This is a genomic window from Streptomyces sp. NPDC004126, assembly GCF_050275515.1.
Taxonomy (GTDB): Bacteria; Actinomycetota; Actinomycetes; order Streptomycetales; family Streptomycetaceae; genus Streptomyces.
In genome coordinates this window covers 86794-109884 of the sequence record NZ_JBNNPF010000018.1, presented here as the reverse complement: position 1 = coordinate 109884, position 23091 = coordinate 86794, and the positions used below count along the sequence as shown (strand labels likewise).

The window sequence follows — 23091 nt, the reverse complement described above, 5'->3', positions numbered from 1 at the left end:
ACTGGACGAACTGAACGAACTGGCTGGAACGACCCTCCGGTGTTCCGGAGGGGATGGGACCCGGCACGGGCTAGGCCGCCCGTCCCAGGGCCAGCGCGACGGCCTGGCCTTCGAGGCCGCGGGCCAGGGCGAGGGCCGTGTCGGGCCGGGTGTCGCGGGCCTCGCCGCGGACGAGGTCCATGTCGCAGGCCGCGTCCGGGGTTTCGAGGTTGGCGGTGGCCGGTACCGCGCCGTAGTGCAGGGCGAGGGCCGACACCGCGACGTTGAGCGCGCCGGCGCCGCCGACGAGGTGGCCGGTCTGCGGCTTGATGCTGCTGATCGGGACCGACCGGGAGGCCTCGCCGAGCGCGGTGCGCAGGGCGGCGGTCTCACTGCGGTCGCCGATCTTGGTCGCGGCTCCGTGGGAGGCGATGTAGCCGAGGTCGGCCGGGTTCAGCCGGGCGTCGTCCAGGGCCCGCCGCACGGCGCGGACGAGACCGCGGCCCTCGGGGTCGGTGGCGGGCGGCGTGCGCCCGTCGTGGCCGTTGCCCACGCCCCGCAGCTCGGCGTAGATCCGGGCGCCGCGGGCGAGCGCGGCCTCCTTCTCCTCCAGGACCAGCAGTGCGCCGCCCTCGCCGAGCACGGCTCCGCTGCGGGTCTGGTCGTACGGCCGGAAGGCGGTGTCGCCGAGGTCGTTGCGGGTGGTGAGGACGCCCATGCGGTCCATGTGCGTCATCGACCACCAGCTGGTGGCGTCCTCGTAGCCGCCGGCGATGATCCGGTCGGCGTCGCCGCGCTGGATGGCCCGCACGGCCCTCGCGATGGCGGTGGCGCCGGCGTCGGCGGTGCCCGCGAAGAAGGCGTTGGCGCCGCGGATGCCGAAGGTCTGCGAGATGTGGAAGACCGCGCCCGGCTGGAGCCCCTCGACGAAGAAGAGCGGCGGCATGATGGTGTCGGCCTTCTCGCCGAGCGCCTTCATGTCGGCCGTGCCGTCCGGGCGGCGGACCGTCCGCAGACCCTTGATCAGCTGGTCCATCCGGCCCATCGACTTGTTGCCGCCGAGGAACAGGCCGGTGCGCAGGCCCAGTTCGGTGCCGGTGTCGATGCCGGCGTCGGCCAGGGCCAGGGAGGCCGCCGCGAGACCGAGCTGGTCGCCCCGGTTCATGGTGTTCAGCTGGCGCCGGGTGGCGAAGCGGCTGGGGTCGAACCCGTCGATCTCCGCGCCCAGCGTGGTCTGGAGCCGGGAGGTGTCGTAGGCCTGGATCTGCCTGACGCCGCTCCGGCCGTCGACGATGGCCTTCCAGTTGGCCTCACCGCCTTCGCCGAGCGCGGTCACCAGGCCGATGCCGCTGATCACTACCTGGCGTCCGATGCCGCTCATCGCTGCTCCTTGGGGGATTCGCCGACTGTGGCCGGGGCGGGGAGCCGGCGTACGAGGGTCAACTGCCGGACGGTGGCCACGGGCTGGCCGTCCACCGTCGCGGCGATCTTGAAGTGGAGGGTGTCGTCGCCGTCGCGGCCGGTGAGCTCCGCGAGGATGGCCACCTGGTCGCCCGGCCGGACCGGCCGCCGCCAGCGCACCCGGGTGGCCTCCCCGAGGCGCCAGCCGTGGTCGGCCGCCGGCGCGGCCAGGGCGGCCACGTCGGCGGCGCTCGCGACGAGCAGCACGCCGGGCAGGATGGGGAAGCGCGGGAAGTGGGTGGCGAAGAGGTCGAGGGTGTTGGGGACGTTGCGCACGGCCCGGGCCTGGTCGCCCGGGAGGACCTCGGGGTCGAGCAGTGCGCCGTGCACGGGGTGCCCGGTGGCCCGGTGGCCCGCTGTCACGCTCATCGCTCGTAACCGCCGACGACGAGGCTGATGTTGGTGCCGCCGAACGCGAAGGCGTTGATCAGGGCGTGCGAGACGGACTGCTCGCGGGCCGTGTTCGGCACGTAGTCCAGGTCGAGCTTGCGGTCCGGCGAGGTGAGGTTGATGGTCGGCGGCACCAGCGAGTTGTTGATCGCCCCGATCGCGGCGAGCACGTTGAGCGCGGCGCCGGCCGAGGTCAGGTGCCCGGCCATCGACTTCGGCGAGCTGATGACGAGGCGGTGGGCGTCGTCGCCGAACACCTTCTTGATGGCGACGGTCTCGGACTGGTCGTTGCCGTGGGTGCTGGTGCCGTGGGCGACGACGTAGTCGATGCCCTCGGTGCCGACTCCGGAGTCGGCGATGGCACTGGCCATCGACTCGATCGCGCCGGACCCGTCCGGCGGCGAGTCGGTGATGCGCCAGGCGTTGAGGCTGGAGCCGTAGCCGAGGACCTCGGCGTGGATGCGGGCGCCGCGCGCCAGCGCGGACTCCAGCTCCTCCAGGACGAACAGGACCCCGCCCTCGCCGAGGACGAAGCCGGAGCGCTCGCCGTCGAAGGGGCGGCTGGCGGACTGCGGGTCGTCGTTGTACCGGTCGGTGAGCGCGCCGAGCAGGGTGAAGCCGAGCACGTCCATCCACGAGGTCAGCGAGTCGAAGCCGCCGGCCACCATCAGGGTGGCGTCGCCCTCCTGGATGGCCCGGAAGGCCTCGCCGATGGCGTGGCCGGAGCCGGAGCAGGCCGTGCTGACGCCCATGAGCGGGCCCGTCGCGTCGAACAGCCGCGCGATGGCCGCGGCGGGCACGTTCTGGCTGAACTCCAGGGACTCGGAGGGGGTGTACGGCAGGAACGCCGTCTCCTCGCCCGTGGTCTCCCGCAGCTCGCCGACGTCGAGCAGCCACTGCAGGCCGGGCCGGCCGACGCTGGCGCCGACGGAGACGCCCATCTCGCCGCTCTCGTAGGTGTCGCGGTCCACGCCCGCGTCGAGCAGCGCCTCCCGGGCGGCCGCGAGGCCGAACTGTCCGGGGCGGGACAGGTGGCGCAGGCCCACCTCGCGCGGTACCAGGTCCTTCAGGCGGAAGTCCTTGACCTGGCCGGCGATGCGTACGGGGAACCCGTCCGTCTCGATGGTGGTCAGTTCACCGACGCCACTGCGGCCGGTGGCCAGTCCTTCCCAGGTGGTCGGGGCGTCGTTCCCCAGTGGGGTCACCGCCCCGATCCCCGTGATCACTACACGCTTCATCGCAGCACCTCCGTGCGCAGCAGATGCCGGCCCATTCGCTCGGTGTCCTCCGGGTCTTCGAGCTGGTCGCTGCCGAGGGCGGCGCACATCAGGCCGCTGACCTCCAGCACCGTCCGGTCGCCGACGCGGACGGTGCCGTCCAGGGTCACGGCCGTCTCGTCGAACGAGACGAATCGGACATCAAGGTCGAGTACGTCGCCGGGGAGCACCTCGGCGTGCCAGCGCACGCCGGCGGCGCTCGCCAGAGCGGCACGCCTCTTGTAGCCGGTGCTCAGCAGCAGGAGCCAGGTGCCCGCCTGGGCCAGCGCCTCAAGGACCAGCGCGGCGGGCATCACGGCCCCGTTCGGCGTGGGGGTCCAGTAGGACTCGTCGGCGGAGGTGACCTTGCGCCCCCGCAGACGTACCCCGGACTCCCATTCGTCGATACGGTCGATCAGGTGGAATCGCACGTCCCGGCCCCTACTTGGAGCGGCCCAGGCCGAGCTGGCCCGCCCAGCCGCCGTCGACCCGCAGCAGCTCGCCGGTGACGTACGAGGAGTCCTCGCCGGCCAGGAAGGAGACGACGCCGGCCACCTGCTCGGGCGTGGCGAACTCGCGGAAGGGCAGCTGGCGCTTGATGTTCTTGCCGCCGTCCTTCTCCAGCAGTCCGCCGATCAGGTCGGTGGCCGTGTATCCCGCGAGGACCGCGTTGACGCGGATCTCGAAGCGCGCCAGCTCGATGGCGGCGGCGCGGGTGAAGGAGTTGACGGCGCCCTTGGAGGCGGAGTAGTTGGACTGCCCCACCCATCCGCCCTCCCCCATGACGGAGGAGATGTTGATGACGTTGCCCTCGCGCTGGGACATGAAGTGCCCGGCCACGGCGTGGGTGCAGTTGTAGACACCGCCGACGTTGACCTTGAGCACCTCCCACCAGTCCGCGGGAGCCTGGTCGTAGATGAGGCCGTCCTGCGCCACCCCGGCGTTGTTCACCAGGATGTGCAGGCCGCCCAGGCCGTCGATGGTCTCCCGGACCAGCCGCTGGGCGGCCTCGGGGTCCGACACGTCGGCCTGCAGGGGGATCGCCCGGCCTCCCGCCGAGGTGATCTCCTCGACGACGCGCTCCGCCTCGTCCTTGCGCGAGCGGTAGTTGACGGCGATGGCGGCACCGTCGGCGGCGAGGCGGAGCGCGATGGCCCGCCCGATGCCGCGTGAGCTGCCGGTGACCAGAGCGACGCGGCCTTCGAGCGTCATGAGTCTTTTCCTCCTTATTGGTTCCACACCAGGAGCGCCTGGGCTATCGCCAGCCCAGCGCTGTGAGTCATAGAAATGTCGAGCTGCTGCATCCCCAGCCGCTCGGCCTCTGCGGCCACCTCGCCGTACAACCTGACCGTCGGACGGCCGGCACGGTCGTTGACGACCTCGATGTCGGTCCACTCCATGCCCGCCGCCATACCGGTGCCCAGTGCTTTGAGCACGGCTTCCTTGGCGGCGAAACGGGCGGCCAGATGATCACCCGGTCGGCGTCTTCGGCGGCAGTAGGACCGTTCCCGAGCGGTGAAGACCTGCTCCTCGAAGCCGGTCTCCGAAGCGACGAGTTCGTCGATCCGCTCGATTGCGATCACGTCCGTGCCGATACGCATCCGAGGTGGGACGGGGCGGTCGGCCGACAACCCCTCCATCACGTCGTCAGGCCGCGGCCAGGGTGCTGCCGGCACGTTCCGAGACCATGTCCGTAAGGTTCTGGACGGTGAACAGGGTGAGCACCTCGTCCGCGACGAGCTTGCCGGCGAGGGCGTCCGTGTCGATCTGCGGGAGCACCTTCTTCAGCTGCGCGAGGCCGACCGCGGTGATGACGTCGTCCTCGTCGGCGAAGTCCTCGTCGGAGATGCCGCCCTGGATGACCTCGGTGAGGTCGGCCATCTTCACCTTCACACCGGAAGCGCGCTCGATGCGGAAGAGGATGTCCAGGAGGTCGATCGACTCGGCGTCCAGGTCGCCGAGGAGGGTCGCGTCGGGCACGACCTCCTCGGTGTCCAGACCGAGCGCTTCGGCGATGGAGTTCTGGACGATGGCGTCGAGGCTGGCGTTGTTCGTCATGCGTGAATCACCTGTTTCTGTTCGGATGTTGTGTGTGGGGCGTGGGTCAGACCGGGACCGGCGCGGCGGCCGAGAGCGTGCCGACGAGCGCGCCGAGGCGCCGCTCGTCGCCGGTGCTCGCCACCCGCGCGTCCGGGTCCGTACGGCGGACCAGCCCGTTGAGCACCCGGCCCGGACCCACTTCGATGTAGGTCTCGGTGGGGAGCCCGCCGGCCCGCCTGACCACGTCCACCCAGCGGACGGGTCCGCTGAGCTGGCGGCGGAGCAGCTCCCGCGCCTGCTCGCCGCTGCGTACGTGGTCACCCGTCACCGAGCTGATGACGGGCAGTACCGGGTCCGCGAAGGAGTGGCCGGCCAGTTCGCCGGCGAACTCCTCCTCGATGGCGCTCATCAAGGAGCAGTGGAAGGGCGCGCCGACCTTCAGCGCCACGACCTTCTCCGCCCCCTCCAGGAGCGCCGCGCGGCCCGCCGCCTCGACGGCGGCGGCCTCGCCGGACAGGACGGTCTGCGTCGGCTCGTTGAAGTTGGCCACCTCGACCAGCCCCGTCGCACGGGCCTGCTCGCAGATCCGGACGACCTGCTCGGCGGACAGTCCCAGAACCGCTGCCATCGCGCCCGGCTGCTTTCGGCCCACCTCCGCCATGAGCCGACCGCGTACCTGGACGAGACGGAGCGCCGACTCCGGCGACAGGACCTCGGCCGCGACCAGGGCCGCGTACTCGCCCAGGCTGTGGCCGGCCACGGCGCCGGGCCTGCAGCCCGCCTCGCGCAGGACCTGCCAGGTGGCCAGGCTCGTCGCGAGGATCGCGGGCTGTGTGATGTCGGTGGCGGCGAGTTCCTCCGCCGTTCCGGTGGTGCAGATGTCGGAGAGCGGCATGCCGAGCACGGCGTCCGCCTCGTCGAACACCCGTCGGGCGGCGGAATACCGCTCCAGCAGGTGAGTGGCCATGCCGGCCCGCTGAGACCCCTGTCCGGGGAACATCACCAGGTCGGCGGAGCTGTTCGAGTTCATCAGTGGAGTTCCTTCGGTACCTTGTGGCCCGGCCGGCGCGGCGCGGTCTCCATCGACCGTTCCGGGCTGCCGGGCCGGCGCCTCATGGCGCCGACGGACCACCCGCCCGATGCGGGCTTCGACGACAGGGATGCGATCGGGCGGGCTGGTCGTGATCGGCACTGCCCTTCGAACCTAAGGCAGGCACCCGGCCGCGCCCAGACTTCCAATGGTCAGTGGCCATGCCTCCTTAGAGGCATTACAGGCGCTCACCCGTGGTGACCTTGAGGTTCGCGGCGCGCAGGTCGACGCCCTGGCCCCAGACGCGGCTGCCGGTCTGGCTGGTCTCGTCGAGGAACGTCTGGCCGGTGGGCGCGCCCAGCCGGGTGTTGTAGTAGAAGCCGTTCGTCGAGTCCAGGCGCACCAGGCCGCGGCCGTCCGCGCCGGCGCCGTCGAGCATCGTGAACACGCCCAGCCCGCAGGTCGCCTGCTTCGGCGCGACGACCTCCTCGGTGCCGCCGTGGTCCGTCTGGAGGTACTTCCGGTCGAGTTCGAGGGTGCCCAGCTTGTTCACGGTGAGCACGGTGAAGCCGTTGAGCTTCCAGCGGGCCCGGGTGCCGCCGTTCTCCAGCACGACCTGGGTGTTGACCTGCTGCCCCGGGGCGACCTTGGCGACGGGCACCGCGTAGGTGAACGCCGCGTAGTTGGTGCCGGGGTAGCGCAGGCGCTCGTAGAAGGCGTAGACGGTGTTGTTGGTGACGTGGAAGTCCATGACCATGCCGGTCTGGAGGTCCGCCGTGACCAGGCCCGCCGAACCGAGCCGGACGTCGCCCTGCGGGTCGCTGACCGCGGTGCCGAACGGGTGCCGCTCCATGTTCCGCGTCTGGACGGACAGCGAGGACTCGCAGGTCAGCTGCCCGTTCGGCGGGACGTCGTAACCCGGGTAGCCCGTGGTGCCGTTGTGGCGGGGGTAGGCGAGCCACTTCATGTGGTCCTTGTCGCCGCCGCCGCCGGCCGCCTGCTGGCCCGTGGTCCAGGAGAACGCCGGCTGGCCCGTGACCGGGTCCTTGCCGGACGGCACCACCTTCAGACCGTTGTACGAGGTGGTCGCGATGCCGTCGTTGGCGGTGAGCCCGCCGTTCTCGAACAGCTGCCACTTGCCCGCCGTCGAGGTGTCGAAACCGTTCTGGAAGGCGTCACTGAAGACGGTCTTCTTGAGCATCGGGGCCTCTTCGACCTGCTCGGCCGCCACCGCTCCGGTCGCCGGCGTGACCGCGAAGGCCATCGCCACCGACACCGCGCCGAACATCAGCCGCTTCTTCCAACTCGTTCTCACTGTCGTCTCCTTGAGTGGTCTCGGATGTCTTCACATCGTCGGGACCGCCCGTAGAGATCGACTTAAAACTTCTTTGTCGAACGCATGAGGTCGCACTTCGACAGAGCTTTGATGCCGCCTTGAACGCCGCCGGGCAGCGTGGAACGCCCCTCTTGCCATCCGATCCGAGAAAGGGCACACCACGTGAGCATCACCGAGGACCGTCCGACGTGGACGCAGTCTCACCTGCGGTCTTACACCGCCGAACTCTCCGAGCTGCGTGACTCCGTGGTGCGGGGTCCCAGCGAGGCGGCCACCGAGGCACAGCACGCGAAGGGCAAGCTGACCGCCCGCGAGCGCATCGAGTACCTCTTCGACGAGGGAACCTTCACCGAACTGGAGGGCCTGCGCCGGCACCGGGCGACCGGTTTCGGCCTGGAGAACCGCAGACCGCACACGGACGGCGTGGTGATCGGCTGGGGCCTGGTCCACGGCCGCACGGTCTTCGCCTACGCCCACGACTTCCGCATCTTCGGCGGCGCGCTCGGCGAGGCGCACGCCGAGAAGATCCACAAGGTCATGGACCTGGCGGAAGCCGCCGGGGCCCCCGTGGTGGGCCTGTGCGACGGCGCGGGCGCCCGCATCCAGGAAGGCGTCACCGCGCTCGCCGGCTACGGCGGGATCTTCCAGCGCAACGTCCGCAACTCCGGCGTCATCCCCCAGATCAGCGTGATCCTGGGCCCCTGCGCGGGCGGCGCCGCCTACTCCCCCGCGCTGACCGACTTCGTGTTCATGGTCCGCGGCATCTCCCAGATGTTCATCACCGGCCCCGACGTCGTCCAGGCGGTCACCGGCGAGGTCATCACCCAGGACGCGCTCGGCGGCGCCGACGCGCACGCCGCGACCTCCGGCGTGGCCGCCTTCGCCTACGACGACGAGCAGAGCTGCCTGGACGACGTCCGCTTCCTGCTCTCCATGCTGCCCTCCAACAACCGCGAGCTGCCGCCCGCGGCCGAGACCGACGACCCCGCGGACCGCCGCACCGAAGCCCTGCTGGACCTGGTGCCGGGCGACGCCAACCGCTCCTACGACATGCGCAAGGTCATCGAGGAAGTCGTCGACAACGGCGAGTACTTCGAGGTCCACGAGCTGTGGGGCACCAACATCATCTGCGCCCTGGCCCGGCTGGACGGCCACGTCGTCGGCATCGTCGCCAACCAGCCGTCCGTCACCGCGGGCGTCCTGGACATCCACGCCTCCGAGAAGGCGGCCCGCTTCGTCCAGACCTGCGACGCCTTCAACATCCCGCTCGTGACCCTGGTCGACGTGCCCGGCTTCCTGCCCGGCGTGGACCAGGAGCACAACGGCATCATCCGGCACGGCGCGAAGCTGCTGTACGCGTACTGCAACGCCACCGTGCCCCGCATCCAGCTGATCCTGCGCAAGGCGTACGGAGGCGCCTACATCGTCATGGACTCGCGTTCCATCGGCACCGACGTGTCCCTGGCCTGGCCGAGCAACGAGATCGCCGTGATGGGCGCCGAGGGCGCGGCCAACGTGGTGTTCCGGCGCCAGATCGCCGAGGCCGACGACCCCGAGGAGGCCCGCGTCCGCCTGGTCAAGGAGTACAAGACCGAGCTGATGCACCCCTACTACGCCGCCGAACGCGGCCTGGTCGACGACGTCATCGACCCGGCGGAGACCCGGTCCCGGCTGATCGGCGCCCTCGCGATGCTCCGCGGCAAGCAGGTCACCCTGCCCAGCCGCAAGCACGGGAACCAGCCCCAGTGAGCGGGGCCGAACCGCAGATCCGGATCACGCGGGGGGCTCCGGATCCCGTCGAGGTCGCGGCGCTGACCGCGGTCCTGCTCGCCCTGGGCGCCGCCCGCGGCGACGCGGACACCGACGCCGGGACGGGCGCAGCACCCGCGCCCTGGTCCCGCGACGGGTCGGGGCCCGGCTCGGCCGGCTCCTGGTCGGGCCGCGGCCTGCCTGCCTGGCGCGCGAACCTGTGAGTACCCGCGTACGACATCAGAACAGGGAGATCCCGCGGCCGGTCACCGGGGACGGATCCCGACAGGGCACCCTGGTCGGCTCGTTACTGCCCCCGGAGGTCGCCACCTGCGAGGCGTTCAGCGACCCGGTCCTGCCCACACCGCTGTTCGCCTCCGAGGAGGAGCTGATAGCCGGCGCCTCGGCCGGCCGCCGCCGGGAGTTCAGCACCTCCCGGGCCTGTGCCCGGGAGGCCATGGCCGACCTCGGGGTGGCACCGGTACCGCTGCTGCGCGACGCCCACGGGGCACCGCTGTGGCCGGCCGGGGTCGTCGGGAGCATGGCGCACAGCAAGGGGTACCGTGCCGCGGCCGTGGCACGGTCGGCGGAGGTGGCCGGCATCGGCATCGACGTCGAACCCAACGAACCGCTGCGCCACACCATGGTGCGCGAGCGGGTGACGATCCCGGAGGAGCGCGGCCAGCTGGCCCGGCTGGGCACCTGCGAGTCGGGCATCCACTGGGACCGGCTGCTCTTCGCCGCCAAGGAGAGCGTGTACAAGGCCTGGTACCCGCTCACCGGGGTCATCCTGGACTTCGACGAGGCCGCGGTCGCCGTGAATCCGTGGTCGGGCACCTTCAAGGCCCGGGTGCTGGGCCGGGTGCCCCTGGTCGACGGGGTCCCCGTCACCGCCTTCCACGGGCGGTGGCTGGTCGAGGACGGGCTGGTGATGACCGCCGTGGCGCTGCGCGCCCCGGGCCGCGGCCGCGGCGGGCCGAACACATGACGGCGGGCCTCCACCTTGGGTGGAGGCCCGCCATCAGCAGACGCACGCGGCCTGTTCGGAAGGCCGCAAGGAACCCTTGGTCGGGGAATCCCGCGTCAGCCCTCGGCCGGGGGACAGCCGGCCTCGGTTCTCGGGGTGGTGCCGGGGACTAGCCCAGGCGCTCGACGAGCGCGTGGTACTGCTCCCACAGCTCCTTGGGGGTGTGGTCGCCGTAGGTGTTCAGGTGCTCGGGGACCAGGGCGGCCTCCTCGCGCCAGACCTCCTTGTCGACCGTGAGGAGGAAGTCGAGGTCCTCGTCGGCGATGTCGAGGCCGTCGAGGTCGAGCGAGGCCTTGGTCGGCAGGACGCCGATCGCGGTCTCGACGCCCTCGGCGGTGCCGTCGAGGCGGCCGACGATCCACTTCAGGACGCGGCTGTTCTCGCCGAAGCCCGGCCACACGAACTTGCCCGCGTCGTTCTTGCGGAACCAGTTCACGTAGTAGATCTTCGGGAGCTTGGTCTGGTCCTTGTCGGCGGCGACCTTGACCCAGTGGGCCATGTAGTCGCCCATGTTGTAGCCGCAGAACGGCAGCATCGCGAACGGGTCGCGGCGCAGCTCGCCGACCTTGCCCTCGGCGGCGGCGGTCTTCTCGGAGGCGATGTTCGAGCCGATGAAGACGCCGTGGTTCCAGTCGAAGGACTCGGTGACCAGCGGGACGGCGGAGGCGCGGCGGCCGCCGAAGAGGATCGCGGAGACCGGGACGCCCTTGGGGTCCTCCCACTCGGGGGCGATCGTCGGGCACTGGGCGGCCGGGACGGCGAAGCGGGCGTTGGGGTGGGCGGCAGGGGTCCCCGACTCCGGGGTCCAGGCGTTGCCCTTCCAGTCGACGAGGTGCGCGGGCGCCTCCTCGGTCATGCCCTCCCACCACACGTCGCCGCCGTCGGGGGTGAGCGCGACGTTGGTGAAGACGGTGTTGGCGTACATCGTCTTCATGGCGTTGGCGTTGGTGTGCGCGCCGGTGCCGGGGGCGACGCCGAAGAAGCCGGCCTCGGGGTTGATCGCGTAGAGGCGGCCGTCCTCGCCGAAGCGCATCCAGGCGATGTCGTCGCCGATGGTCTCCACCGTCCAGCCGGGGATGGTGGGCTCCAGCATGGCGAGGTTGGTCTTGCCGCAGGCGGACGGGAAGGCCGCGGCGACGTACTTGGCCTCGCCCTCGCCGGCCGGCGGGGTCAGCTTGAGGATGAGCATGTGCTCGGCGAGCCAGCCCTCGTCGCGGGCCATGACGGAGGCGATGCGCAGCGCGTAGCACTTCTTGCCGAGCAGGGCGTTGCCGCCGTAGCCGGAGCCGAAGGACCAGATCTCGCGGGTCTCGGGGAAGTGCGAGATGTACTTGGTGGTGTTGCAGGGCCACGGCACGTCGTCCTGGCCCTCGGCGAGCGGAGCGCCGAGGGTGTGGACGGCCTTGACGAAGAACCCGTCGGAGCCGAGCTCGTCGAGGACGGCCTTGCCCATGCGGGTCATGGTGCGCATGGCGACCGCGACGTAGGCGGAGTCGGTGATCTCGACGCCGATCGCGGAGAGGTCGGAGCCGAGGGGGCCCATGCAGAACGGGACGACGTACATCGTCCGGCCCTTCATGGAGCCGCGGAAGATGCCCTGCTCTCCCGCGAAGATCTCCTTCATCTCGGAAGGAGCCTTCCAGTGGTTGGTCGGGCCCGCGTCCTCCTCCTTCTCGGAGCAGATGAAGGTGCGGTCCTCGACGCGCGCGACGTCGGAGGGGTCGGAGGCTGCGTAGTACGAGTTCGGGCGCTTGGTCTCGTCGAGCTTCTTGAACGTGCCCTTGGCGACGAGCTCCTCGCACAGGCGCTCGTACTCGGCCTCGGAGCCGTCGCACCAGACGATGCGGTCCGGCTGGGTCAGGGCTGCGATCTCCTCCACCCAGGAGACGAGCTCCCGGTGGGTCGTCGGGACGGAAGTGGGAGCCGCGTTCTCGCGCGCCACGATTGCTCCTTGTTGAGGGGTTTGTTTGGTGTATGCCCCGTGGGGGCTGCGACCCGGACGCTTCGCGCTCCGCTCATCCGGTGCCGACCGCACTCATCTGATCATCCGGTGGATGTGCGCATATGTCCAGGGGGCCTCTCACGTGAGCATCGCCACGTCCGTCAATCTTCCGTAAAGAGGACTAACAGAAACCTACGGACCCGTAGGTAGCATGTGGACCATGACTTCAGACGCCGCCGCCGTGCCGAGCGCCGTACCGGGCGCACCGCCCGTCACGGCAGGTCCGGAGGCCAAGCCGCTGATGCGCGGCTGGCTGCACACCGGGATGTTCCCCGCCGTGGTGATCGCCGGCCTGGTGCTGATGGCCTTCACCGACTCGACGAGGGCGCGCGTCGCCTGCGGGGTGTACGTCCTCACCGCCTGCCTGCTCTTCGGCGTCAGCGCCGTCTACCACCGCGGTACGTGGGGGCCGCGCGGCGAGGCCGTCCTACGGCGGCTCGACCACGCGAACATCTTCCTGATCATCGCGGGCACCTACACCCCGCTCGCGGTCCTGCTGCTGCCCGACTCCACCGGCAGGCCCCTGCTGTGGGCGGTGTGGATCGCGGCCGCGGCCGGCATCGCCTTCCGCGTCTTCTGGGTCGGCGCCCCGCGCTGGCTGTACACCCCCTGCTACATCGCGATGGGGTGGGCGGCGGTGTTCTTCCTGCCCGACTTCATGCGGACCGGCGGTATCGCCGTCCTCGTCCTGGTGATCGTCGGCGGTCTGCTGTACAGCGTGGGCGGGGTCATCTACGGGATGAAGCGCCCCAACCCCTCCCCCCGCGTCTTCGGCTTCCACGAGGTCTTCCACTCCCTGACGCTGGCGGCCTTCGTGGCCCACTACGTCGGCATCTCGCTGGCCGCGTACCGGCACGCGTAGGCCTCACACGGCCGGGCCGCCCCTCAGCGGCGGCCGGCCACGTCGGTCCGGACGGCCGCCCTGTTGTTCGCGGTGACCGGGTCGAAGGTGGCCGAGGTCACCCGGACCGCGGCGTCGAACGTGCCCTTGCTCTTGTTCCCCGGCCGCACCGTGACGCGGAAGGTCCGCTGCTTCCCGGCCGCGAGCGTGCCCACGTCCCAGGTCAGCTCGTCGGCGGTGGGCCGCTTGGCCTGCGGGGCGGCCGACACCGTGTACGCGCCGCGCGGCTTGGCCAGCCGTACGACCGTGCGGGCCGCGGCGGAGCGGCCGTGGTTGGTCACCGTCACCGTGTAGGTGTACGCGTCGCCCGCGCGGGCCTTGCCCGGAGCCGCCAGCCGCACGGCCAGGTCGGCGGCCCGGCCCCCGAGCTCGACCCGCCCGATCCGGTTGCCGATCAGCTCCGTGAACCACATGTTCCCGTCGGGGCCGGCGGCGATGTGGAACGGAGTGTTGTCCACGTCGGGCGTCGGCACGGGGAATTCGGTGACCTTGCCGGACGGGGTGATCCGCCCGATCCGGTTGATGTTGGACTCGCCGAACCAGAGGTTCCCGTCCGGGCCCGCCGCGATGCCCACCGGTCCGCTGTTGACCGTGGGCAGCGGGAACATCCTCACCTTGCCGTGCGGGGTGATCCGCCCGACGGCGTTGGAGTTCGGGTCGGTGAACCAGAGGTTCCCGTCCGGCCCGGCGGAGATGTTGAAGGGGGCGCCCTCCGGGTTCGGCAGCGGGTACCCGGTGACCTTCCCGGACGGGGTGATCTTCCCGACCCGGTTGGTGGCGGGCTCGGTGAACCACAGGTTCCCGTCCGGTCCGTTGGTGATCCGGTACGGGGCGCTCTCCGTCGCGGGCAGCGGGAAGTCGGTGACCTTGCCGGACGGGGTGACCCGCCCGATGCGCGCGACCCCGGAGTCGGCGAACCACACGTTGCCGTCCGGCCCCCCGGTGATGCCCACCGGGTAGGTGCCGGCCCTCGACAGCGGGAACTCGGTGATCCTGCCGGAGGTCGTGATACGCCCGATCCGCTTGCCGGAGGGTGCCGTGAACCACAGGTTGCCGTCGGCCGCCGAGGTGATGTCGTCCGGCAGGCTGCCGGCGGTGGGCACGCGGAACTCCTTGATCTTCCCGTCCGGGGTGATCCGCCCGATCCGGTCGGTCGCGTTCTCGGTGAACCACACGTTGCCGTCGGGCCCGGAGGTGATCCCGACCGGCCCGCTGCCCGCCGTGGGGGGCGTGAACTCCTTGATGCTGCCGACGCCGTCCGCGGCCCGTGCCTGTCCCGCGAGCACCGGCGGACCGAGCAGGGCGCAGGCCAGCAGCAAGGCGGGCCAGGGACGGTGCGCTGCGGACGGGGCGGTCTCGGGCATGGGCGCGGAACCTTTCCACCAGAACGGGACGGACCGGAAGAGGCCAGCGCTCAGCGTAGGAGGACGGCCCGCCTCCCACGGGGGGCGACGGGCCGTCAAACGGGTGCACTTGGGGCGCGGGCCCCTCAGCAGGTGTAGCCGTCCCCGTCCTGGTCGAGCCGCAGGGGGTCGCTGCCGTTGACCTTCATCCGCTTCGGGAACTGGTGCGCGGCCAGCCACTCGCAGCGGGCCTTGGTCGTCTTCTTCACCTCCGCCGGGAAGGCGCCCGGTACGCAGACGCTCGCCGTCCCGTAGTGCCGGTCGCAGCCGGCCACGGTGGGCGCGACCGGGGCCGAGTCCCGCTGCCCGGGGTTGGCCTTGGGCGGGGCGAGCTTGTCGGCGAAGGAGTGCTCGTGCGGTGCGGGCAGCTGCTTGCCGTCGGCCTTGGCCGCCGCCGCCAGCGCGGGGGCCCCGCCCAGGTGGACCCAGGTCGCGACCGACGGGACGCCGTTCGCGTCGACCCCGAAGAGCATGTACCAGCCGGGCGGGGCCAGGTTGGGGTTGCTCGTCACGTTGAGGTCGATCGTCTTGTTGTCGATCACCGTCATCGGCAGGTCCACGAACCGCTGGTTGGGGTCCGAGGAGTGGGTGACCGCCGCCGGGCGGATCAGTTCGGCCTTGGCGATCGGCCGGTCGACCGTGATCCGCTGCGTGTCCCCGTACACCCACTCCGTGTCGATCACCGAGGTGAGCTTCGGGCGCGGCCCCTTGAACAGGTACGGCGGCGTGTAGATCGACACCGCGTGGTTGTACGTGCCGTTGCCCGGGTTGTCGCCGACGGACATGACGCGGCCGTCGGGCAGCAGGAACGACCCCGAGTGGTAGGTGCGCGGGATCGGGTCGGTGGCCAGGCCCGCCTGGTAGGTGTTGCTGGCCGGGTCGAAGAACGAGGCCTCGAAGACCGGGTCGGCCCGGTCGTGGAGGCCGCCGCCGGTCTCCAGCACCTTGCCGTCGGGCAGCAGCACCGCGGAGACGTACATCTTGCCCTCGGCGCCGGTCTGCGGACGCTTGCCCGTGCCCGTGTCGACGAGGCCCTGCGGGAGGTCGGGGCCCGCCGTGTAGGCGGGGCTCGGCTTCTTCAGGTCGATGATGTCGGTGAGCCGGTTGGCCGCCGGGTTGCTCTCGTTGTTGCCGCCGCCGACGGTCAGCACCCGCTGGTCCTGGGCCGGGGGCAGCAGGACGCTCGCCGACTCGTCCCGCTCGTCCTTCTTCCGCAGGCCGGGCACGTCGGTGATGGTGTTGGCGTCGTAGTCGTAGACCGAGGCGCCCGAACCGGGCGTGCCGTTGCCGAAGGTGTGGCTGCCGGAGTAGAAGAGCCGGCCGTCCTGCATGAGGATCATCGACGGGTACAGGCCCCAGTACGACCAGGTCTGGTTGACCTCGTTCATCGGCAGCCACTTGTTCTGCGCCGCCGAGAACTTCTCCGCCGTGACGTTGCCCGTGGAGTCCTCCTTCAGCCCGCCGAAGGAGATCACGTCACCGTTGCCGAGGATGGTGGCGGACGGGTACCAGTGCCCGCCGTTCATGTCGTTGGTCTTCGTGTACGTCTCCGTCGCCGGGTCGAAGACGTAGCTGTCCTTCAGCCCCTGGTAGCCGATCTTGCCGTCGGCGGACGGATAGCCCTTGTTGCCGCTCATCACCAGCACCCGGCCGTCGGCCAGCTGCACGTGCCCCGAGCAGAACATGTCCACCGGCGTCGGGATCGTCTTGGCGGTGCCCGCCACCGGGTCGTAGACGGCGGAGGTGAAGGTGCCCGCGTTGAACTGGGAGATGTCGTTGCCGGAGCCGGCGATCAGCAGCACCTTGCCGTTCTTGAGGACCACGGCGTGCATCGAGCGCACCGGGTTCTGGGTGCCCATCACCTCCCACTTGCCCTTGGCGCACTGCTCGGCCGTGCCCGTGCAGGCGGGCTGGGGCGGGACGGCGCCCACCTCTTCCAGCGCGTAGTCGTCGGTGGTGAGGGTGCCCACGCCGTAGACGGACAGACCCCACGCGATCTTGTCGGTGTTCGGCGGTACGGCGGGCGTACGGACCTCCGTACGCGCCCACGCGGCGCTGACCGGCGGGTTCTGCAGGTCGGTCCAGTACTGCCAGCCCGCGGTGGTGTCGTGGCGGAACACCGTCACCGACACGTCCGGGGTGTCCGACTTGTACCAGGCGGACAGGTCGTACTGCTTCCCCGGCACCACCGTCGGGGCGCAGGCGGCGTTCTCGGTGACCAGGGCCTTGCGGTCGCCGCTGACCCGGCGGGTCACCGTGACCTTCATGGCCTTGGTGCCGCTGTGGGCGTCGGCGACGGTGGCGAAGGTGAAGTCGTTGTCGCCCCAGCCCGATTTCGACCAGCAGGCGGGCATGTCGGAGCCGGCCGGGCCGGCGGTCTCGAAGCCGGGGTTGGTCAGCAGGTTCGGCGCTCCGGCCGTGGCCTGCTGGGGTGCGGTCAGGAGCAGGCTGGCGGTCATCGCGCCGACGGCGACCAGGACGGCCCGGCGCCCCGCCCCCCGTCGGATCTTCCTACGCATACGTGGTCCTTTCGGTACGGCTCAACTCCTGGTGGTGCGCGCCGCACGTGGCCCGCGCGGCAGGTAGACGAGTGCCTCGGTGGCGGCGAAACGCAGGACGAAGGTGATGACCAGCGCCAGCGCGGTCGCGGGCAGCACCTCCAGGCCGAAGCGGTCCACGAACAGCGCGATGAGCGGGACGCGCAGCAGCAGGTCGGCGTTGGCGATGACGGCGAAGCGGCCGAGGCGGTCCGCCCAGTGGCGGTGGCGGCGCCGGTCGCGGAAGACCAGCGTCTCGATGAAGAGGAAGTTCCACAGCACCCCGGCCTGGTTGGCGAGCACTCCGGCGACGAGGTACTGCATCCCGGCGTGGGTCAGCAGCCAGAGCGCCGCCAGGTTCGGCACGAAGCCGGAGGCCCCGACCAGCCCGAAGCCGATCATCCGCACGAGGGGGCTCGCGGAGAGCAGGGCCGCCGGCCGCGCCAGGAAGCGCGGCGCCTCCCGGCCGCGGCCGCCGGCGCTCGGCGGCGGAGCGTCGACTTCCGGATCATCCAGGGCGTGCGGGGGCCCCAGGTTCTCGCTCATCGTGGTTCAGCTCCCACTCTCGCGGTCGGTCCGGCGGATCTCGATACGGTCCTCGCCCGTACCGAAGACGGCGACCGCGGTCGAATGCTCCAGAGCAGCCTTCACGTTGGGCAGGTCCGCCGCGTCGCGACGCACGGTGGGCGAGGAGACCACGTAGTCGATGTCCCGCCACCCGCGCGGCAGGGTCTTGGTGACGGCCGGGTCGAGGTCCGCCTTGTAGAACCAGATCGCCCCGTCCCCGGGTGCGAAACCGTGGTGAACGGCGTCGAGCCAGAGCGCGTCGTCCACGAGGACGCGGGTGTTCGCCGGGTCGGCCACCTCACGGCCGAGCCAGGCCGCCGCCTGCCGGTAGGGGGCGTTGGCGTCGACGGTGAGGGCGGTCCGGTTCCCCTCGTACCAGCGCGGCAGCACGAACGCGGCCGCCGCCACGGCGAGCACGCCGACCAGCGCCCGCCGCGCGTACACCACGCCCCGGCGCTCCCCCGGCGCACGCCGGCGGCGCAGCACGGCGTGCGTGATGCTGGCCGCGCCCCCGGCGAGGACCAGCGCCAGGAACGGCAGCGCCTGGATCACGTACATCGCCGGCAGGTAGCCGGAGGGCCGCATCGCGACCACGGCCAGGATCACCACCGCCAGGGCGGGCCCGGCCAGCGCGCGGGCGGTCACCGACCAGCGGTGGGTGACCAGCAGCAGCACGGCACCGGCCAGCCCGCCGAGCGGCAGGACGGAGTCGTAGTAGAGCCAGGAGCGGAACACCCCGTTCGAACCGGTGCCGGGTTCGAGGATGAAGCCGGAGCCGGGACGGCTCATCTGGTAGGTGATGCCGTCGATCAGGGAGACGTGCCCGGCGCCGGGCAGGAGCTCGTTGTTGAGCAGGGCGAACAGCGGGTACGACAGCCCTATCAGCGCGCAGGCGGTTATCGCCCCGGTCACGGCGAACTTGCGGGTGTCGCGGTGGCTGTGGCGCCACATCGTCACCAGCAGCGCCGGGAGCACCACCAGCATCGTCTCCTTGGTCAGGACGGCGGTGGCGGCCGCCAGTCCCGAGCCGAAGTGGTGCCACAGGTGCCGGCTGGGGGACGCGGCGAGGCAGAACGCCAGCAGCATCCACATCACGGCGAGGTTGTCGAGGAAGATCTCCCGCTGGAGGACCACCGACAGCGGCGACAGCCCGAACAGCCCCATCGCCAGCCCCGCCGCCCAGCGCGGCAGCCACAGCCGGCGCGCCAGCACGTACATCAGCACCGAGCTCGCGGCGGAGACGGCCAGCATGGAGAAGCGCATCGGCGCGACCGTCATCCAGTCGGGCACGAAGAGGGCGGGCAGGTACGTCAGGCCCGCGATCTGTATCCAGCCCAGCGGCGGGTGGTCGTACCAGTACGTGTAGTGGGCCAGCCCGTCGCCCTGCTGGACGGCCCACGCCTGGGCGAGGTACGTGCCCTCGTCGTCGCTCAGGGTCGGGAAGTTGGTGATGTTCCAGCCCTGTACGAGGACGATCGCCAGCAGGATCACCCCGCACAGCAGCAGGTCCGGCCGGGAGGACCGGAACCGCACCATCGGGCGCGCGAACGCGGCCGGGCGCACCCCGAGGCCGCCGCCGCCCCGGCCCCCGGGGCCCGCGGCACCGGCGCCGCCGGACCCGCCGGAGCCGGGCGGACGGCGTACGGGCAGCAGCTGGGCGGTGTCGGCGGGATCAGCCGGCTGGGGATCAGTGGCCGTGGGCAGGGTGGCGGTCACCGGAGGCTGTCCTCTCGGATCGAAGTGGCGGAGACGGAGGCGGAGACGGAGGCGGAGGCACTCGACGTGGCGGAGGTCAGGTGCGCGCCGGTGTGGCTGGTCAGCTCCCACTCGTTGCGGCCGCGCTGCTCGCGCCAGACCGCGCGGATCGCGGCGCCCGCCAGCAGCACCTGGTAGAAGGGGCCGCCCACGATGAGCTTGAGGTAGTGCGTGAACCGCACGCGCAGGCCGTACTGGCGGCCGAAGTCGTGCAGGCCGACGATCTCGAAGACGAACGTCACCATCGCCGTGATCATGGGGAGGAAGGTGATGATCGCGATGCCCACGGGCACGTCGAGGAAGACGGCCACCGCGCAGTTGACCGGGATGATCACCCCGGTGGCCGCCTGCATGAACGGTGTCATCAGCGTGTAGCGGGCCAGCCAGCGCTGCCCCCGGCCGGGCAGCTGCTGCCAGTCCTTCTTCCGGTAGACCTGCAGGAAGCCCTGGTTCCAGCGGGTGCGCTGCTTGAGCAGGCTCATCAGCGAGCCCGGGGTCTCCTCGCGGGTGACCATGTCGGAGTCGTACGCGACGACCACCTTCTTGCCCACCGACGACAGCCGCACGCCCAGGTCGCAGTCCTCGGCGAGGCAGTTCTGGTCCCAGCCGCCCGCCTCGCGCAGCACCGCGGTGCGCACGAAGACGGTGTTGCCGCCCAGCGGGATGAAGCCCTTCTCGGCGTGCAGGTGGAGGCGGGAGCGGAACCAGAAGAAGTACTCCAGGCAGTTGCGCAGGCTGTACCAGCTGGAGTGGAAGTTGATCAGCTGCACCCCGCCCTGGACCACGTCCGCGCCGGTGGAGCGGAAGGCGTGGTCGACGTGGGTGAGCAGCTCGGGGTGGACCTGGTCCTCGGCGTCGAAGACCCCGACGATGTCGCCCCGGCAGTGCGGCAGGGCGGTGTTGAGGGCCTTCGGCTTGTTCTTGGTCTCGTTGTGGTCGACGACGACCCGTACGCGCTCGGGCGCGCGTACGGCGGCGCGCTCGGCGACGGCGGCCGTCTCGGGGTCGTCGTGGCCGACGATGACGATGATCTCGTAGTCGGTGTGGCTCGATTCGAGCAGCCGGTCGATGGTGTGCTCCAGCACGGCCTGCTCGTGGCGGGCCGGCAGCAGCAGCGAGAAGGCCAGCCGTCCCCCGCTGTCAGGGCTGTCGAAGCGGGTCGCCGCGAGCGTCTCGGGCGTCCGCCAGGCGTGCATCTGCCACCACAGCGTGAACGCGGCCATCCAGAAGAGCGCCAGAGAAATGGCGGCAATAAAGACAGAGGTGAGCAAACTGTCCCCCACAGCCGAGCCGCAACCCCAGGCGGCGATCGAAAACCCCCCGGAGGCGGCTCCCGGCCCCCCGGCCTGCCGCCCCCGTACCCCCATGCGCGCACCCCCCAGTGCGCGGTCTCGTCACTCCTGAAGACACGAGACTAGACAGCGAAAATGAAACTCAGGAGCCGCTCGAATAAAAACCACGTTTCCAAGTGGTCTCGCGGCAACCGGAATTGACGCTACTCTCCCACATTCAGTGATGAACCACACCCAACTGCTCAGCCAGTGAGACGAGTTCTGTCGTAGGCCGCGCGCAGACGAAGTGACGGCACACATACGCCGTCGGAAGGTCGCGGACGAGTGTGCGCTCGGCCAGAAGTGGGAACTCCCCTCCGCTGCCGTCGGACTTGCGCGGCAGACCGACCGCCACCACCGCCCCGGGAGCCGTCGCCAGCAACGCCGTCCGGTGCAGCGCGGCCGTCGCCGGATCCTCCGGATGACCCACCACGGCCACCTCCCGCGGCCCGTCGACCAGCGCCTCCGCGACCGCCAGCCCGTGCCCGATGAACCGCGGGGCGCGCGGCCCGAGCGCGTGCACCACCCCCAGCGCCCGCTCCGCCGCCTCCCGGTGCGGCGCCGAACCGGTGTGCGCGGCGTACGAGAGGAGCGCGCCGGCGGCCGCCGTCCAGCCCGAGGGGGCGGCGGTGTCGGTGGGGTCCTGCGGCCTGCGGATCAACTGCTCGGCGTCGTGCGCGGTGTCGTAGAGCGAGCCGTCCTCGGCGGTGAAGCGGGCCATGACCAGGTCCACGAGGAACCCGGCGAATTCCAGCCACACCCCCTCCCCGGTGACGGAGGCCAGCGTGAGGAACCCCTCGGCGACGTCCCCGTAGTCCTCCAGCACCCCGGCGTTGGCCCCGACCCGCCCGTCCTTGCTGGTCCGCGCCAGCCGGGCCATGCCGTCCATGTGCACCCGCACGAGCAGGTCCGCGGCCTCGATGGCCCGCTCGACCAGGTCGGGCCGCTCGAAGAAGGCCCCGCACTCGGCGAGCGCGGCGACGGCCAGCCCGTTCCACGCGGCGACGACCTTGTCGTCCCGCCCGGGCGCGGGCCGCCGGCCGCGCGCGGCGAGCAGCCGCTCCCTGATGGAGGCGACCTTCCCGGCCTCCACCACCGGCCCGTCCTGCGGCAGTTGCAGCACCGACTTGCCGTGCTCGAAGGTCCCCTCCTCGGTGACCCCGAAGTACGCGGCGGCGAGCGCCCCGTCCTCCTCCCCCAGCACCTCGGCCAGCTGCGCGGGCGTCCAGGCGTAGTACGCGCCCTCGACGTGCCTGCCGCTCAGCGGCTCCTCGCTGTCGGCGTCGAGCGCGGAGGCGAAGCCGCCCTGCTCCGTCCGCAGTTCCCGCACCATGAAGTCGGCGGTCTCCAGCGCCACGCGCCGCGCGAGGTCCGAACCGGTGGCCCGCCACAGGTGCGCGTACACCCGGCACAGCAGCGCGTTGTCGTACAGCATCTTCTCGAAGTGCGGCACGACCCACTCCCGGTCCACGGAGTACCGCGCGAACCCGCCGCCGAGCTGGTCGTAGATCCCGCCCCGGGCCATCGCCTCACAGGTGTCGGCGGCCATCTGCAGGGCCCCCTCGGACCCGGTCCGGGCGTGGTGGCGCAGCAGGAACTCCAGCGCCATGGACGGCGGGAACTTCGGCGCCCCGCCGAAACCGCCCCGCGCGGCGTCGTACTCCCGCGTCAGCCCGAGCAGCGCCTGCCCCAGCTCCTCGGGCCCCGGCATCCCGGCCTTCCCGTAGTCCAGCTGCCGCCCGGCGAGATCCCGCACGATCCGCTGCGCGACCTCGGCGACCTCCTCGCGGCGCCCGGTCCAGGCGGTCCGCACGCCTTCGAGCACCTGCGTGAAGGAGGGCATCCCGTGCCGGGGCTCGGGCGGGAAGTAGGTCCCGAAGTAGAAGGGCTCGGCGTCGGGCGTGAGGAACACGGTCATGGGCCACCCGCCCTGCCCGGTCGCCGCCTGCACGGCCTCCATGTAGACGGCGTCGATGTCGGGGCGCTCTTCGCGGTCGACCTTGATGTTGACGAAGTGCTCGTTCATGTAGGCGGCGGCCGGCTCGTCCTCGAACGATTCGTGGGCCATGACGTGGCACCAGTGGCAGCTGGAGTAGCCGACGCTGAGCAGCACCGGCACGTCACGCCGCCGCGCCTCCTCGAACGCCTCCGGCGACCAGGGCCACCACTCGACCGGGTTGTCGGCGTGCTGGAGCAGGTACGGCGAGGTCTCGTTCGCGAGGCGGTTCGGCATGGGGCCAATCTAGCCCTCGGGGCGGGCTCGTCGGGCATCGTCATGAGACAACGAAATCCGCAGCTGTCCAGGATGTGGGCGCCGTTTTCCGTGT

General features: G+C 71.2%; 19 protein-coding genes and 1 pseudogene. 4 read left to right on the top strand and 16 right to left on the bottom strand.

Annotated elements, in window-relative coordinates; all coding sequences use genetic code 11:
* Positions 1 to 70: 70 nt before the first annotated feature.
* The 9 genes from ACQKM2_RS19070 to ACQKM2_RS19030 all read right to left on the bottom strand — a co-directional run bounded on the left by ACQKM2_RS19070 (position 71) and on the right by ACQKM2_RS19030 (position 7471).
* Complete coding sequence (locus ACQKM2_RS19070) at positions 71 to 1360, bottom strand: beta-ketoacyl-[acyl-carrier-protein] synthase family protein (protein WP_427711094.1); 1290 nt, start codon at positions 1358 to 1360, stop codon at positions 71 to 73.
* On the bottom strand, positions 1357 to 1809 hold the full coding sequence (locus ACQKM2_RS19065) for a 3-hydroxyacyl-ACP dehydratase FabZ family protein (RefSeq protein WP_427711092.1): 453 nt from the start codon (positions 1807 to 1809) through the stop codon (positions 1357 to 1359). Before ACQKM2_RS19065 ends, ACQKM2_RS19070 begins: the two co-directional genes overlap by 4 nt.
* Positions 1806 to 3068, bottom strand: a complete 1263-nt coding sequence (locus tag ACQKM2_RS19060) for a beta-ketoacyl-[acyl-carrier-protein] synthase family protein (protein ID WP_427711090.1) — start codon at positions 3066 to 3068, stop codon at positions 1806 to 1808. Before ACQKM2_RS19060 ends, ACQKM2_RS19065 begins: the two co-directional genes overlap by 4 nt.
* Entirely contained in the window at positions 3065 to 3517 is a 453-nt protein-coding gene (locus tag ACQKM2_RS19055; RefSeq protein WP_427711089.1) for a 3-hydroxylacyl-ACP dehydratase, read from the bottom strand. Before ACQKM2_RS19055 ends, ACQKM2_RS19060 begins: the two co-directional genes overlap by 4 nt.
* A 10-nt stretch (positions 3518 to 3527) precedes the next feature.
* Positions 3528 to 4298 carry an SDR family NAD(P)-dependent oxidoreductase gene (locus ACQKM2_RS19050; RefSeq protein ID WP_427711087.1) on the bottom strand — a complete coding sequence of 257 codons (771 nt, stop codon included), beginning with the start codon at positions 4296 to 4298 and terminating at the stop codon, positions 3528 to 3530.
* Between the two features lie 14 nt (positions 4299 to 4312).
* Positions 4313 to 4687, bottom strand: coding sequence for a holo-ACP synthase (acpS, locus tag ACQKM2_RS19045; RefSeq protein WP_427711086.1), 375 nt, complete (start codon positions 4685 to 4687; stop codon positions 4313 to 4315).
* A gap of 46 nt (positions 4688 to 4733) precedes the next feature.
* Positions 4734 to 5144 (bottom strand): acyl carrier protein, encoded by a 411-nt coding sequence (locus ACQKM2_RS19040; protein ID WP_427711084.1) that lies wholly within the window; start codon positions 5142 to 5144, stop codon positions 4734 to 4736.
* Between the two features lie 46 nt (positions 5145 to 5190).
* Positions 5191 to 6156 carry an ACP S-malonyltransferase gene (gene fabD, locus ACQKM2_RS19035; protein ID WP_427711082.1) on the bottom strand — a complete coding sequence of 322 codons (966 nt, stop codon included), beginning with the start codon at positions 6154 to 6156 and terminating at the stop codon, positions 5191 to 5193.
* Positions 6157 to 6394: 238 nt separating this feature from the next.
* Positions 6395 to 7471 (bottom strand): DUF6081 family protein, encoded by a 1077-nt coding sequence (locus ACQKM2_RS19030; protein ID WP_427711081.1) that lies wholly within the window; start codon positions 7469 to 7471, stop codon positions 6395 to 6397.
* A 183-nt stretch (positions 7472 to 7654) separates the two neighbouring features.
* Between ACQKM2_RS19030 and ACQKM2_RS19025 the strand changes: the two genes are divergently transcribed.
* Genes ACQKM2_RS19025 through ACQKM2_RS19015 form a run of 3 tightly spaced genes read left to right on the top strand, consistent with a single transcriptional unit; the run spans position 7655 to position 10229 of the window.
* On the top strand, positions 7655 to 9241 hold the full coding sequence (locus ACQKM2_RS19025) for an acyl-CoA carboxylase subunit beta (protein WP_427711080.1): 1587 nt from the start codon (positions 7655 to 7657) through the stop codon (positions 9239 to 9241).
* Positions 9238 to 9465: an acyl-CoA carboxylase epsilon subunit gene (locus tag ACQKM2_RS19020; protein WP_427711078.1), complete on the top strand. Its 228-nt coding sequence runs from the start codon at positions 9238 to 9240 to the stop codon at positions 9463 to 9465. The genes ACQKM2_RS19025 and ACQKM2_RS19020 overlap by 4 nt, the downstream gene beginning before the upstream one ends.
* Entirely contained in the window at positions 9462 to 10229 is a 768-nt protein-coding gene (locus tag ACQKM2_RS19015) for a 4'-phosphopantetheinyl transferase family protein (RefSeq protein WP_427711076.1), read from the top strand. Before ACQKM2_RS19020 ends, ACQKM2_RS19015 begins: the two co-directional genes overlap by 4 nt.
* Positions 10230 to 10377: 148 nt before the next feature.
* Here the strand turns inward: ACQKM2_RS19015 and ACQKM2_RS19010 are convergent, their stop codons facing one another.
* Positions 10378 to 12210: a phosphoenolpyruvate carboxykinase (GTP) gene (locus ACQKM2_RS19010; protein WP_427711075.1), complete on the bottom strand. Its 1833-nt coding sequence runs from the start codon at positions 12208 to 12210 to the stop codon at positions 10378 to 10380.
* A gap of 220 nt (positions 12211 to 12430) precedes the next feature.
* On the opposite strand from ACQKM2_RS19010, the gene trhA reads away from it, so the two are divergent.
* On the top strand, positions 12431 to 13132 hold the full coding sequence (gene trhA / locus ACQKM2_RS19005) for a PAQR family membrane homeostasis protein TrhA (protein WP_427711073.1): 702 nt from the start codon (positions 12431 to 12433) through the stop codon (positions 13130 to 13132).
* A gap of 23 nt (positions 13133 to 13155) precedes the next feature.
* Here the strand turns inward: trhA and ACQKM2_RS19000 are convergent, their stop codons facing one another.
* The 6 genes and pseudogenes from ACQKM2_RS19000 to ACQKM2_RS18975 all read right to left on the bottom strand — a co-directional run bounded on the left by ACQKM2_RS19000 (position 13156) and on the right by ACQKM2_RS18975 (position 22997).
* Positions 13156 to 14535, bottom strand: coding sequence for a virginiamycin B lyase family protein (locus ACQKM2_RS19000; RefSeq protein WP_427711071.1), 1380 nt, complete (start codon positions 14533 to 14535; stop codon positions 13156 to 13158).
* Positions 14536 to 14660: 125 nt separating this feature from the next.
* Positions 14661 to 17093 (bottom strand): galactose oxidase-like domain-containing protein, encoded by a 2433-nt coding sequence (locus ACQKM2_RS18995; protein WP_427711070.1) that lies wholly within the window; start codon positions 17091 to 17093, stop codon positions 14661 to 14663.
* Between the two features lie 21 nt (positions 17094 to 17114).
* Positions 17115 to 17576 (bottom strand): annotated as a pseudogene (locus tag ACQKM2_RS18990) (GtrA family protein); the annotation flags it as partial.
* Positions 17577 to 17663: 87 nt separating this feature from the next.
* Entirely contained in the window at positions 17664 to 19394 is a 1731-nt protein-coding gene (locus ACQKM2_RS18985) for an ArnT family glycosyltransferase (RefSeq protein WP_427711068.1), read from the bottom strand.
* Positions 19391 to 20704, bottom strand: a complete 1314-nt coding sequence (locus tag ACQKM2_RS18980; RefSeq protein ID WP_427711067.1) for a glycosyltransferase — start codon at positions 20702 to 20704, stop codon at positions 19391 to 19393. The genes ACQKM2_RS18985 and ACQKM2_RS18980 overlap by 4 nt, the downstream gene beginning before the upstream one ends.
* Positions 20705 to 20942: 238 nt before the next feature.
* Positions 20943 to 22997, bottom strand: coding sequence for a thioredoxin domain-containing protein (locus tag ACQKM2_RS18975; protein WP_427711065.1), 2055 nt, complete (start codon positions 22995 to 22997; stop codon positions 20943 to 20945).
* Positions 22998 to 23091 lie beyond the last annotated feature (94 nt).